Origin of the sequence: Homoserinimonas sedimenticola (assembly GCF_026094475.1) — a bacterium.
Taxonomy (GTDB): Bacteria; Actinomycetota; Actinomycetes; order Actinomycetales; family Microbacteriaceae; genus Homoserinimonas; species Homoserinimonas sedimenticola.
Genome location: NZ_JAPELL010000002.1, coordinates 61,245 through 74,103, shown reverse-complemented (window position 1 = coordinate 74,103; position 12,859 = coordinate 61,245). Strand labels below are relative to the sequence as shown.

12 protein-coding genes are annotated in these 12,859 nt (G+C 70.0%); 4 read left to right on the top strand and 8 right to left on the bottom strand.

The features are described from left to right. The 7 genes from OH146_RS11530 to metG all read right to left on the bottom strand — a co-directional run bounded on the left by OH146_RS11530 (nt 1) and on the right by metG (nt 7,738). Nucleotides 1–894, bottom strand: a complete 894-nt coding sequence (locus OH146_RS11530; RefSeq protein ID WP_265160923.1) for a MetQ/NlpA family ABC transporter substrate-binding protein — start codon at nt 892–894, stop codon at nt 1–3. A gap of 95 nt (nt 895–989) precedes the next feature. Further along, nucleotides 990–2,789: an ABC-F family ATP-binding cassette domain-containing protein gene (locus OH146_RS11525; protein ID WP_265160920.1), complete on the bottom strand. Its 1,800-nt coding sequence runs from the start codon at nt 2,787–2,789 to the stop codon at nt 990–992. A gap of 73 nt (nt 2,790–2,862) precedes the next feature. Continuing rightward, nucleotides 2,863–3,792, bottom strand: a complete 930-nt coding sequence (locus tag OH146_RS11520) for a 4-(cytidine 5'-diphospho)-2-C-methyl-D-erythritol kinase (protein WP_265160917.1) — start codon at nt 3,790–3,792, stop codon at nt 2,863–2,865. 42 nt (nt 3,793–3,834) lie between these two features. Then, the gene (locus OH146_RS11515) at nt 3,835–4,374 is read right to left on the bottom strand and encodes a DUF4287 domain-containing protein (RefSeq protein WP_265160914.1); all 540 of its coding nucleotides are present in this window, start codon (nt 4,372–4,374) and stop codon (nt 3,835–3,837) included. 9 nt (nt 4,375–4,383) lie between these two features. Next, nucleotides 4,384–5,220 (bottom strand): 16S rRNA (adenine(1518)-N(6)/adenine(1519)-N(6))-dimethyltransferase RsmA, encoded by an 837-nt coding sequence (rsmA, locus tag OH146_RS11510; protein ID WP_265160911.1) that lies wholly within the window; start codon nt 5,218–5,220, stop codon nt 4,384–4,386. A gap of 47 nt (nt 5,221–5,267) precedes the next feature. Then, nucleotides 5,268–6,167 carry a TatD family hydrolase gene (locus tag OH146_RS11505; RefSeq protein WP_265160909.1) on the bottom strand — a complete coding sequence of 300 codons (900 nt, stop codon included), beginning with the start codon at nt 6,165–6,167 and terminating at the stop codon, nt 5,268–5,270. Further along, nucleotides 6,164–7,738: a methionine--tRNA ligase gene (metG, locus tag OH146_RS11500; protein WP_265160908.1), complete on the bottom strand. Its 1,575-nt coding sequence runs from the start codon at nt 7,736–7,738 to the stop codon at nt 6,164–6,166. Before metG ends, OH146_RS11505 begins: the two co-directional genes overlap by 4 nt. A gap of 154 nt (nt 7,739–7,892) precedes the next feature. On the opposite strand from metG, the gene OH146_RS11495 reads away from it, so the two are divergent. The 4 genes from OH146_RS11495 to OH146_RS11480 are packed head-to-tail and all read left to right on the top strand — an operon-like array spanning nt 7,893 to nt 11,932. Beyond that, a complete protein-coding gene (locus OH146_RS11495; protein WP_265160905.1) occupies nt 7,893–8,681 on the top strand; it encodes a DeoR/GlpR family DNA-binding transcription regulator in 789 nt (262 codons plus the stop codon). Further along, nucleotides 8,678–9,646 carry a 1-phosphofructokinase family hexose kinase gene (locus OH146_RS11490; RefSeq protein WP_265160903.1) on the top strand — a complete coding sequence of 323 codons (969 nt, stop codon included), beginning with the start codon at nt 8,678–8,680 and terminating at the stop codon, nt 9,644–9,646. Before OH146_RS11495 ends, OH146_RS11490 begins: the two co-directional genes overlap by 4 nt. After that, nucleotides 9,643–11,643, top strand: coding sequence for a PTS fructose transporter subunit IIABC (locus OH146_RS11485; protein ID WP_265160901.1), 2,001 nt, complete (start codon nt 9,643–9,645; stop codon nt 11,641–11,643). The genes OH146_RS11490 and OH146_RS11485 overlap by 4 nt, the downstream gene beginning before the upstream one ends. Before the next feature lie 22 nt (nt 11,644–11,665). Further along, a complete protein-coding gene (locus OH146_RS11480) occupies nt 11,666–11,932 on the top strand; it encodes an HPr family phosphocarrier protein (RefSeq protein WP_265160898.1) in 267 nt (88 codons plus the stop codon). A gap of 54 nt (nt 11,933–11,986) precedes the next feature. Here the strand turns inward: OH146_RS11480 and rsmI are convergent, their stop codons facing one another. Continuing rightward, a complete protein-coding gene (rsmI, locus tag OH146_RS11475; protein ID WP_265160896.1) occupies nt 11,987–12,802 on the bottom strand; it encodes a 16S rRNA (cytidine(1402)-2'-O)-methyltransferase in 816 nt (271 codons plus the stop codon). Nucleotides 12,803–12,859 lie beyond the last annotated feature (57 nt).

The window sequence follows — 12,859 nt, the reverse complement described above, 5'->3', positions numbered from 1 at the left end:
CTACTCGTTGGCCTCGACGTCCGCCTCGACCTTGGCGAGGGCCTCCTCGAGCTCCGCGGCGGGGGTGTCGACAAGAATCGCGGTGCCGCCCGACACCTCGAGCACGCCCTCCTGCACCGCCTCGGTCGTCTGGTAGATCTCGACGAGGCGCTGGAAGAGCTCGTTGTCCTTATCCTCCGCGCGGGCCGCGAAGATATTGATGTAGGCCTGTGCGGCGGGGTCGCTGGGGTCGTCGACCGCAATCGCACTGAGCGGGTCGATGCCCGCCTTTGTCACGAAGTCGTTGTTGACGACGGCCGCCGCGACATCGCCGAGCGAGGTTGCCGTGAACGAGGCATCCGCCGCCGTCACCTCGACGCGGGACGAATCCTCGATGTCGTCGAGCGTGGAGAAGATGCTGCCGCCGTCCTCGAGCTCGATGAGACCGGCAGACTGCAGCACGAGGAGGGCGCGCGCCTGGTTGCTCGTGTCGTTGGGGACGATGACCTGCTCACCGTCCTTGATGTCGTCGACCGAGTCGTACTTGGTCGAGTAGAGGCCGAGCGGGTAGATCGCGGTCGCGCCGATCGGCACCAGGTCGTCACCGGATGCCACGTTGTGCTGCGCGAGGAAGATGACGTGCTGGAACTGGTTGAGGTCCAACTCGCCCGCCGCGAGCGCCGGGTTCGGCTGGTTGTAGTCGGCGAAGTCGACGAGCTCGACGAAGATGCCCTCCTCCTCGGTCGCTTCCAGATACACGTCCCAGTAGGGGTCGCTCGCACCGACGACGCCGATCTTGACGGGGTTCGACTCGGAGCCGAGCTCCGCCGCTTCGTCTGATGAGGCGCAGGCCGAAAGGCCAGCGATCAGGGCGGTCGCTGTAGCGACCGCGGCGAGCTTCTTGACAAGGGACATGGTGGTGCCTTTCGAGGTGGTGCAGGGGTTTCGGTGATTCCAGTCTCAGCCGCGGATGCCTGCCGCGGAAATCGCATGACGGAGTGTGACGGGCGTCAGCCCTCGAGGAGCTCGGTCAGCTCGAGCCAACGGGTTTCAAGGGCCGCGGCATCCGCCTCGACCTGGGCCAACTCGGCTGTGAGCGCGCCGAGGCCCTCGAAGTCGCTCTGGTCGTGCTCCGCCATGCGCGCGTGCAGCGCCTCGACCTTCTGCCCCGACTTCTCCAGCTTGCGTTCGACCGAGGCGAGCTCCTTCTGGGCGTTGCGGAGCTCGGCGCCCGAGAGACCCGCGGGCTTGCTTGGCGGGGCGGATGCTGCGGCCGACGCCAGCGGGGTGGCGGGCGCCGCGGCATCCGCCTGCCGTCGCAGCCGCAGATACTCGTCGACCCCACCAGGGAGGTGCCGCAGGCCCCCGTCGAGCACCGCGTACTGCTGGTCGGTGACACGCTCGAGCAGGTAGCGGTCGTGGCTGACGACGAGGAGCGTGCCGGGGAAGGAGTCGAGCAGGTCCTCCATCGCCGCGAGCATGTCGGTGTCGAGGTCGTTGGTGGGCTCGTCGAGGATCAGCACGTTGGGCTCGTCGAGCAGGATCAGGAGCAGCTGCAGGCGACGCTTCTGGCCGCCCGAGAGGTCCTTGATGGGTGTGCTGAGCTGGGCGCTGTCGAAGCCGAGCCGCTCGAGGAGCTGGCCCGGCGTGACCTCCTTGCCGCCCGCGACATACGAGGTCTTCTGACGCCCGATGACCACGCGGACCGGCTCATGTGCGACCTCGGCGAGCTCCCGCAGCTGCTGGTCGAGGATCGCGATCTTGACGGTCTTGCCGCGCTTGACGCGGCCCTCGGTCGGCTGCACGGAGCCCGCGATCAGACCCAGCAAGGTCGACTTTCCGGCGCCGTTGACGCCCAGGATGCCCGTGCGCTCGCCCGGTGCGATGCGCCACTCGATCTCGTGGAGCACTGTCTTGTCGCCGTAGCTCACGCCGACGTCGAGAAGGTCGACGACATCCTTGCCGAGCCGCTGCATCGCCATCGACTGCAGGCTCACGGTGTCGCGGGGCGGCGGCTCGTTCGCGATGAGCTCGTTGGCCGCGTCGATGCGGAACTTCGGCTTGCTCGTGCGGGCAGGAGCGCCGCGGCGCAGCCATGCGAGCTCCTTCTTCATGAGGTTCTGGCGCTTCGCCTCGATCGTCGCCGCCTGGCGGTCGCGCTCGACGCGCTGCAGCACGTAGGCCGCGTAGCCGCCTTCGAAGGGCTCGATCAGCCGGTCATGCACCTCCCAGGTCGCCGTCGCGACCTCATCGAGAAACCACCGGTCGTGCGTCACCGTGAGGAGGCCGCCCTGACCAGCGGGCCAGCGCCGCTTGAGGTGCTCCGCAAGCCACGCGACGCCCTCGACATCGAGGTGGTTGGTGGGCTCGTCGAGGAACAGCACGTCCCAGTCGCCCACGAGCACCTTCGCGAGGGCCACGCGCCGGCGCTGCCCGCCGCTCAGCTCGCCCAGCGTCGCATCCCATGGGATGCCGCCCAGCAGCCCCGCGATGACGTCGCGGATGCGGGCATCCCCCGCCCACTCGTACTCGGGCCGGTCGCCCACGATCGACTCGCCGACGACGATCGAGCCGTCGAGCTCGTCGGCTTGGTCGAGCATGCCGATCGTCGTGCCCTTGCGGACGGTCACGCGCCCGTCGTCCGGCTGGATGCGGCCGGCAAGCAGGCGCATGAGCGTCGACTTGCCGTCGCCATTGCGGCCCACAATGCCGATGCGGTCGCCCTCGTCGACGCCGATCGTCACGGAATCGAAGATGACGCGCGTCGGAAATTCGAGGTGCAGGGCCTCGGCCCCCAGGAGATGTGCCACGTGAGCCGAGCCTACCGGGGTGCGGCTGGGCACGCGCTCGGCGGATGCCGCGGCATCCGTCAACCGGAGCTGCTCAGCAGACGCGCGCGCCGTGCACGGGGCCCGTCGCCCGCACTACCGTGAGGCGGGCCGCGCTGAGGGCCACCTGGAGCTCGAGCGCCGAGTCGATGTCGGCCGCGAGGAACGCGACCGTCGGTCCGGAGCCCGAGACGATGCCGGCGAGCGCGCCGTTCTCCTCGCCGAGTTCGATCACCCGCGCGAGCCGCGGCTCGAGGTGGAGGGCGGGGGCCTGCAGGTCGTTGTGCATGACCTCCGCGAGCATCGCCGCGTCGCCCGCACGGAGGGCCTGGAGCACGGCGGTATCGACGGTCGGCTGTTCGGAGGCGGGCGAGATGTCGAGGGCGTGACGCTCGCGGTGCCGGTCGAGCTCGCGGTACACCTCAGGGGTGCTCATGCCGAAGTTCGCGAGGGCGAAAACCCAGTGGAACTGGCCCTTCGCGAGGGCGGGGCTCAACTCGTCCCCCCGGCCGGTGCCGATCGCCGTGCCGCCCGTGAGCGCGAAGGGCACATCGGCGCCGAGCTGCGCGGCGAGGCTGTGGAGCTCCTCGCGGCCGAGCTCGGTGCCCCAGAGCGTGTCACACGCGACAAGGGCGGCCGCAGCATCCGCGGAGCCACCGCCCATGCCACCTGCGATGGGCACGTTCTTCTCGATCTCGAGGCGCACCCCGCCGCGGTAGTCGGCGACCCGCGCGAGAAGCCGCGCGGCCTTGATGGCGAGGTTACTGCCATCGCTCGGTAGGCCGGAGGTGTCGATCGAGCCGGAGAAGCTCACGGAGAAGTCGTCGGCGGGGTAGGCGCGCACATCCTCGTAGAGCGAGACGGCCTGGTAGGCGGTCGCGACGTCGTGGTAACCGTCGTCGAGCAGAGCCCCCACCTTGAGGAACACGTTGAGCTTGCCCGGGGCACGAACGTGGACCGAGGTGGGCCGGGCGCGCGAACTCATGTGAACAAACCTAGTCGAATGCCCTGTCTGCCCCTGACCGGGTCACAGGCCCCTCAGAAGCTCGGCCATCTCGGCCTTCGCGCCCGCGAGCGCATCCGGTCCCTCGAGCCTCGTGCGCGTCAGCGACGCCCTCACCCGGCCCGCGGCGCCCGAGGTCACGGGGCTCACGAGCGCCTGCACGCCCGAGCCGTCGTCGAACGTCCAGCGGGCCGACGGATGCTTCGCGCCCGCGTTCACCGAGGCCGGCGCGGCATTTGCCCACTCGCGGACGACGGTGACGAGCTTCTCAAGCACCTCCCCCGCCTCACCTGGGACCGTGCGGCTCGACCCCGCAGCGAAGGTGCCGTCGGACTGCTGGCCGGGCACCCGCATGCCGCGCGCCTGTTCGAACGCGATCGCGATGCCCTGCGCCCACCAGCCGTCGACCCCGTGCTCGTCGACGAGCCAGGCCGCGATCTGCGGATGCTCCCAGCGGGTCGCCCCCGCGGCATCCAGCAGCTCGGTCCACGCTTCGCGTGGGCGGCCCGTTGCCGCTTCGAGCTTGTCGCTCGAGATCTTGTCCTCGTTGCGGGAGATTGCCATGGCGCCAGCCTAGGCGGCGCGGGCGACCGCGAGGAAGTCGTCGACCGTCAGCTGCTCGCCCCGCTGCGTGGGGGCGATCCCGGCGGCTTCGAGACGTTCGGATGCCGCGGCCGAACCGCCCAGCACCCCCGAGAGCGACTGCCGCAGCATCTTGCGACGCTGCCCGAAGGCGGCATCGACGAGCTCGAAGGTCGCGCGACGCTCCTCCTCCGTGCCGAGCGGCTCATCGCGCAGCCGGAAGCCCACGAGGATCGAGTCGACGTTGGGCACCGGCCAGAAGACGTGCCTGCTGACGAGCCCCGCCGTGCGCCAGTGGCCGTACCAGGCCGCCTTGACGCTGGGGCTGCCGTACACCTTGCTGCCGGGGGTCGCCGCGAGCCGCTGCCCGACCTCCGCCTGCACCATGACGAGCCCCGAGGTGATGTAGGGGAAGTGCTCGAGGAAGTGCAGCAGCACGGGCACCGAGACGTTGTAGGGCAGGTTTGCGACGAGGGTCGACGGATGCCGCGGCAACTCCATGATCGTCATGGCGTCGTGCTGCACTACCGTGAGGTCCGCCCCGGGTTGCATCTGGGCGACCGTCTTCGGCAGCTGTTCGGCGAGGCGGGGGTCGATCTCGACAGCGACGACGGGAGCGCCCGTCTCGAGCAGGCCGAGGGTGAGGGAGCCGAGGCCGGGACCGATCTCGACGACCGGGCTCTCGCCCGTGACATCCGCCGTCTGCACGATGCGCCGCACCGTGTTGGCGTCGATGACGAAGTTCTGGCCGAGCTTCTTGGTCGGCTGCAGGTCGAGCAGTTCGGCGAGGTCGCGGATCTCGGCCGGCCCCAAAAGCGCTTTCATCATTCAGGAACCTGCTGTGGTCAAAGTGATGGATGTCATCCGTCGTGACGTCATGCCAGCTGTACCGGGCCGTCAGAGCCGTCAGTTCCTGAATGATGAGAATCCGGGAGGACGGGCTCGTCGTCCCAGGAGCCGTAGACGTCCTCCGTGTTGGAGGCGATCTGGGCCGCGAGCAGCGCCTCCTGCGTGCCGAGGTGCGCCGCCATGAAGCGCAGCGTCGTCGGGATCATGTACGAGGCGTTCGTCTGCCCGCGGTGCGGCGTCGGCGTGAGGTAGGGCGAATCCGTCTCGATCAGGATGCGGTGGCGCGGCGTGACCTCGAGGGCCTCACGAAGGTTGGGGGCGTTCTTGAAGGTCACGGTGCCCGCGAAGGAAAGGAACCAGCCGTTGTCGGCGCAGACCCGCGCCATCTCGGCGTCGCCCGAGAAGCAATGGAAGACCGTGCGCTCGGGGGCGCCCACCCGCAGAAGCGTGGCGATGACGTCGTCGTGCGCGTCGCGGTCGTGGATCTGCAGGGCGAGGCCGTGCCGCTTGGCGATCTCGATGTGCGCCTCGAAGGAGCGCAGCTGGGCGGCGCGCCCCTCCTCGCCCGTGCGGAAGTAGTCGAGCCCCGTCTCGCCGACCGCCCGCACCCGCGGCCGCGTCGCGAGCTCCTCGATCTCGGCGAGCGCGGAGTCGAGCGTGCCGGCCTCCTCAAGCTCAGGCGCGTCGTTGGGGTGGATGGCGACCGCCGCGAGCATTCGCGGCTCCCGCGCGGCCATCTCGGCCGACCAGCGTGAGCTCGCGACATCCGTGCCCACCTGCACGACACCCCTGACACCCACGCTCGACGCCCGGTCGAGAGCCTCGCGGTATCCGAGAACCTCGTCGTGCGCGATGCCGTGCTCGAGGTGCGTGTGGTTGTCGTAGACACCCACCGTGAGCGCCTCGGGCAGCGGGGGGTAGGTCATGCGGCAGGCTCCTGCTCGATGCGGGGGAAGAGCGGCGGCAGCGTCTCGACCGTCGCGCCTGGCTGCAGCACACCCCACGTGCCGGCCTCGGGGATGAGCTGCTCGCTCAGCGGAGTCGTGAAGCCGAGGGCCGTCCAGAGCTTGGCCGTCGCCTCGGGGATGACGGGCGAGAGCAGCACGGCGAGCGCCCGCAGACCCTCCGCGGTCGTGTACAGCACGGTGCCGAGGCGTTCGCGTGTCTCCTCGTTCTTGGCGAGCACCCACGGCTCCTGCACCGTGATGTAGCCATTGAGGTCGTCGACGACCTTCCAGATCGCCGCGATGGCTTCATGGATCGCGAGACGCTGCATCGCGGCATCCGCTGTTATCACGGCATTCGCCAGGGTGCGCTGGATGTCACGGTCTGCGTCGCTGTAGGGGCCGGGCTCGGGCACGCTGCCGTCGTAGTAGCGGTTGATCATGGCGATGACGCGCGAGGCGAGGTTGCCGAAGCCGTTGGCGAGCTCGGCCTGGTAACGGGCGGAGAGGTCCTCCCAGCTGAAGGAGCCGTCCTGCCCGAAGTTGATGGCGCTCATGAAGTAGTAGCGGAAGGCGTCGGCACCGAAGGTGTCGGTGATGTCGCTCGGGGCGATGCCGGTGAGCTTCGACTTGGACATCTTCTCCCCGCCGACGAGCAGCCAGCCGTGGCCGAAGACACGCTGCGACACGGGCAGCCCGGCTGCCATGAGCATGGCGGGCCAGATGACGGCGTGGAAGCGAGCGATGTCCTTGCCCACGAGCTGCACGGCAGGCCAGCGGCGCGCAAAGGTCTCGTCGTCGGTGCCGTAGCCGATCGCGGTGATGTAGTTGAGGAGCGCGTCGAACCACACGTAGAGAACGTGGCTGTCGTCCCACGGCAGCTTGACGCCCCAGTCGAAGCTCGAGCGGGAGATCGACAGGTCGCGCAGGCCCTGCTGCACGAACTGGATGATCTCGTTGCGCACACTCTCGGGCTGGATGAAGTCGGGGTTGTCGCGGTAGAGCTTCAGCAGCGGCTGCTCGAAGTCGCTCATGCGGAAGAAGTAGTTGGTCTCCTTGAGCACCTCGACGGGCCGCGTGTGGATGGCGCAGACCATCTGGCCCTCGAACTCGCCCGTGCCCGGCACGAGGTCGCTCGGCTGCTTGTATTCCTCGCAGCCGACGCAGTAGTGCCCCTCGAACTCGCCCTGGTAGATGTAGCCGTCGTCGTAGAGCTTCTCGAGGAAGATCCTGACGCCGTTCTCGTGGCGCTCATCGGTCGTGCGGATGAAGTCGTCATTGGAGATGTTGATGGTCTCGAGGAGCGGCTTCCACGCCGTCTCGACGAGCCGGTCGGCCCACTCTCGCGGCGTCACGTTGTTGGCGACGGCGGTGCGCAGGATCTTCTGCCCGTGCTCGTCGGTGCCCGTCAGCAGCCACGTGTCGTCGCCGCTCTGACGGTGCCAGCGGGCGAGGACATCCGCCGCCACCTCCGTGTAGGCGTGCCCGATGTGGGGCACATCGTTCACGTAGAAGATCGGGGTCGCGATATAGAAGGAGTCGCCTGCGGCCATGGCCTCCATCCTACGCGGCGGCCGCTCCCGATTACTTCGGTGGCTGCGCTGCCAAATGTGGCAATGTGTGGCTTTGTCTGTGAGTGTGTTGCTTTTAGAGCGGATGCGGCGTACTCTCGCAACACGCGAACCGCCAACGACCGCCGGGAGACCCATGTACGCCGAGGAACGGCAGCAGCACATCGAGGAGCTGCTGGGACGCGCCGGACGCGTCGCCGTCATCGACCTCGCAAACGACCTCAAGGTCTCGAGCGAGACCGTGCGCCGCGATCTCGACCAGCTCGAATCCCGAGGCGTCCTCCGGCGGGTGCACGGCGGTGCCGTCGCCGCCTCGCGCGTGGGCCGCGCTGAGGAGAGCGTCGCCCAGCGCCGTGACCGCAACGCCGCCGCCAAGGAGCGCATCGCCCGCGCCGCCATGGCGCTCGTGCCGCCCGGCTTCTCGGGGGCGATCGCCCTCGACGCCGGCACGACGACCGGCAGGCTCGCCGAGAAGCTTGCGCAGTGGCAGCCCGAGAAGGCCGGCACGCGCCTCGTCGTCATCACGACCTCCATCCACATCGCCGCCGCCCTCGCTGAGAGCCCCCACCTCGACGTGCACACGATCGGGGGCCGGATGCGCGGCATCACGGGTGCCGCGGTCGGCGCCTCCGCCCTGGCACAGCTCGCAGCATGGCGACCCGACATCTCCTTCATCGGCGCCAACGGCCTGCACGACGGCTTCGGCCTCAGCACGCCGGACTCCGACGAGGCCGCAATCAAGTCGGCCCTCACGAGGCAGGCACGTCGCGCTGTCGCCCTCGTCGACGAGACGAAACTCGGGGTCGAGTCGCTCGTGAACTTCGCAAGCCTCGACGAGCTCGACACCGTCATCACGGATGCTGCGCCGCCACCCCCGCTCGTCGACGCCCTCGACACGGCCGGCGTCGAGGTGGTGCTCGCATGATCGTCACCCTCACGGCCAACCCCAGCCTCGACCGCACCGTCGAGCTCACGGAACCCCTCGCGCGCGGCGAGGTGCAGCGCTCCGCCCTCACGCACGAGCAGCCGGGCGGCAAGGGTGTCAACGTCGCCCGCGCCCTCCTCGCCTCCGGCGTCGACACCCTCGCGGTACTGCCGGGCTCCCCCGCCGACCCCATGCTGATCGCCCTCCAGGCTGCGGGCATCCCCTCGGCAGGACTCGCGATCTCGGGCACGGTGCGCTCCAACCTCACGCTGACCGAGCCCGACGGCACGACCACCAAAATCAATGAACCCGGCCCGACACTCTCCGCGGATGACGCCGAGGCCCTCATCGAGCTGGTCGTCGACCACGCGAGGGATGCCGCATGGCTCGTGCTCGCCGGATCCCTCCCGCCCGGCCTCCCTGACGACTTCTACGTGCGCGTCGTCCGCGCTGTGCGAGCTGCCGGCGGAAGTCCGCGCGTCGCGGTCGACTCCTCCGGCCCCGCCATGCTTTCGCTCGTCACCTCGGGAGTGTGCGTCGACCTCATCAAGCCGAACGCCGAGGAACTCGCCGAACTGACCGGGCACCCCGATCCCGCGAGCCTCGAGGAGGATACGGGCGCCGCGGCATCCGTCGCCCTCGAACTCGTGCACGGGGCGGTCGGCAGCGTGCTCGCGACCCTAGGTAGCCGCGGCGCCGTGCTCGTGACCGCGGAGGGCGCGTGGCACGCGAGCATGCCCCCCGTCACGGTGCGCAGCACGGTCGGGGCCGGCGACTCCTCCCTTGCCGGCTACCTCATCGCCGAGCAGCGCGGCGAGACCGCCCGACGGCGTCTCGCCCAGGCCGTCGCCCACGGGGCCGCCGCCGCGAGCCTGCCCGGCAGCGGGCTACCCACCCTTGACCAGACAGACTCGGCGGCCGCGACCGTCACGAACCTCACCCTCACACACCAGGAGTTGCAATGACGTCACTCATCACCCCGGAGCTCGTGCTGCTCGACGCCGACCTCGGCACCGACCGCGCGGGCGCCATCCGTCGCCTCACCTCACTCGTCGCCGAACGGGGCCGCGCCAGCGACGCCGAGTCGCTCTTCGCCGACGCGTGGGCGCGCGAACAGAAGACCGACACGGGCGTGCCCGGCGGCATCGCGATCCCGCACTGCCGCTCGGAGGCCGTCACAGAGGCAACCCTCGTGATGGCGCGCCCCGAACCGGCGGTCGACTTCGGCGCGCCGGACGGGCCGGCTGACCTGATCTTCCTCATCGCGGCACCCGCCGGCGCCGATCAGGAGCACCTCACGCTCCTCTCCGCCCTCGCCCGCTCCCTCGTACGGCCCGAGTTCGTCGCCTCGTTGCGCGAGGCCGGCAGCGAGCAGGAGATCGTCGACCTCGTCGAGCAGGCGATCGCTCCCGAGAAGCCTGCGACAGAGCCGGCTCCGGATGCCGCGGCCGCCCCCTCCACCGAGCGCAAGACGCTCCTCGCCATCACCGCCTGCCCCACGGGCATCGCGCACACCTACATGGCGGCCGATGCGCTGAAGGCTGCTGCCGACCGCGCGGGCGTCGAGCTCCACGTCGAGACGCAGGGCTCGGCGGGAGCAAAGCCGCTCGACCCGAAACTCGTCGCCGCGGCATCCGCCGTCATCTTCGCTGTTGACGTCGACGTGCGCGACAAGGGCCGCTTCGCGGGGCTCCCCGTTGTGCAGGCACCCGTCAAGCGCGGCATCGACGCCCCCGACGACATGATCGCGGAGGCGCTCGCCGCCGCCGACAACCCCGCAGCGCCCCGCGTGATGGGCTCCAGCTCCACCTCCGAGAGCGCGGAGACGCACGGCGAGCACTTCGGGCAGACGCTCAAGCGCGCGCTGCTCACGGGTGTCAGCTACATGATCCCCTTCGTCGCCGGTGGTGGCCTGCTCATCGCCCTCGGCTTCCTGCTGGGCGGCTTCGAGATCACGGATGTCGCGGAGGACTACATCCTCGGCAACAGCCTGTGGAACCTTCCCGCCGACGGCCTCGGTGCCTACCTGGGGGCTGTCGCGTTCAGCATCGGCGCCGCATCCATGGGATTCCTCGTGCCCGCCCTTGCCGGCTACATCGCCTACGCGATCGCCGACCGGCCAGGCATCGCCCCCGGCTTCGTCGCGGGCGCCGTCGCCGTCATCATGGGTGCCGGCTTCCTCGGCGGAATCGTCGGTGGCCTGCTCGCCGGAGCGGCCGCCTACGCACTCGGCAGGCTCGACCCGCCCGCGTGGCTGCGCGGGCTGATGCCCGTCGTCATCATCCCCCTCCTCGGCTCGATCGTCGCCTCCGGGCTCATGGTCATCCTGCTCGGCGGGCCCATCGCGGGCCTCACCGTGGCACTCAACGACTTCCTCAGCGGCCTCACCGGGGCATCCGCCATCGTGCTGGGCCTCATCCTCGGCGCCATGATGGGCTTCGACCTCGGCGGGCCGGTCAACAAGGTCGCCTACTCCTTCGCCGTGGCGGGGCTCAGCGCGGGCTCGATCGACAACCAGGCGCCGTGGGTCATCATGGCCGCCGTCATGGGCGCCGGCATGGTCGCACCGCTCGCGATGGCTCTCGCCTCCACCCTGATCGCCCGCAGCAGCTTCACCCCCGTCGAACGCGAGAACGGCAAAGCGGCGTGGCTCCTCGGCGCCTCCTTCATCTCAGAGGGCGCGATTCCCTTCGCCGCCGCCGACCCGCTCCGCGTCATCCCCGCAAGCACGATCGGCAGCGCCGTGACCGGTGCGATCATCTTCGCGACCGGCGTCACCTCGCAAGCACCGCACGGCGGCGTGTTCGTGTTCTTCGCATTCAACAACTTCGCGATGTTCATCGTCGCGATCCTCGCCGGGGTCGTCGTCGCGGCGCTCATCGTCGTCGCCCTCAAGCGCTGGGCCGTCCGCCGGCCCGCCACGACGGACGCCGAGAACGCCGCCGCCCCCGTCGCCGCCTGACCCCCACCGAAGGAGTAGAAACATGCCAGAACGCACCGCCACGATCGCCAGCAGCGTCGGACTCCACGCCCGCCCCGCGACCCTCTTCGTGAACGCCGTCAACGAGCAGAAGGTGCCCGTGACGATCCGCAAGGGTGACGGGCCCGCCGGCAACGCCGCGAGCATCCTCACCGTCATGGCGCTCGGCGCGGCGCAGGGCGAGACCGTCACACTCGCGGCCGAGGGCGAGGGGGCCGACGAGGCGCTCGAGAACCTCGTGCAGCTGCTCGAGACCGACCTCGACGCGTAGTAGAACGCCGCACTTCGGGCCCGCCACGAGTTTGCTCGTGGCGGGCCCGGTCGTTTAACGCGCGGCGAGCGCGCCCTCGTACAGGTCGCGCTTGCTCAGCCCTGTCGCCTCGGCGACCTCCGCCGCGGCATCCTTCAGCCGGGTTCCGGATGCCACGAGCTCAAGCACCTGCGCGACGCCCCCATCGAGCGACGCGGCGACCGGCGCGGCCCCCTCGATGACGAGCACGATCTCGCCCTTGACCCCTGCTGACGCCCAGTCCGTGAGCTCGGCGGCCGTGCCGCGCTTGACCTCCTCGAAGAGCTTCGTCAGCTCGCGGGCGACGACGACCCGACGCTCGGGGCCAAGGGTGGTCGCGACATCCGCCAGCGCCTCGGCAATGCGGTTGGGCGACTCGAAGAAGACCATCGTGCGGGGCTCGCGCGCGAGGGCGGCGAGGGCCTTGCGCCGCTCGCCCGGCTTGCGGGGCAGGAAGCCCTCGAAGCAGAAGCGGTCGGTCGGCAGACCGGAGACGGCGAGCGCCGTGATGACGGCGGAGGGGCCGGGCAGCGCCGTCACGGTGACGCCCGCCGCTGTGGCTGCCGCGACGAGCGGGAAGCCGGGGTCGCTGATGGCGGGCATGCCCGCGTCAGAGAGCACGAGCACGTCGGCCTCGCGTGCAAGCTCGACGATCTCGGTCGCCTTCGCGACCTCGTTGTGCTCGTGCAGCGGGATGAGGCGCGGCCGGTTCTCGATGTTGAGGGCGCGCAGCAGGTGCACGGTCGTGCGGGTGTCCTCCGCCGCGATGACCTCGGCGCTCGCGAGAGCGTCGCGCAGGCGCTGCGAGGCGTCGCCGAGGTTGCCGATGGGCGTCGCCGCGAGGATGATCATGGGCTCCATCCTCGCAGGCCTCCCCTGCGTTCGCGGCAGGTGCGGCGGGCGCTTGGG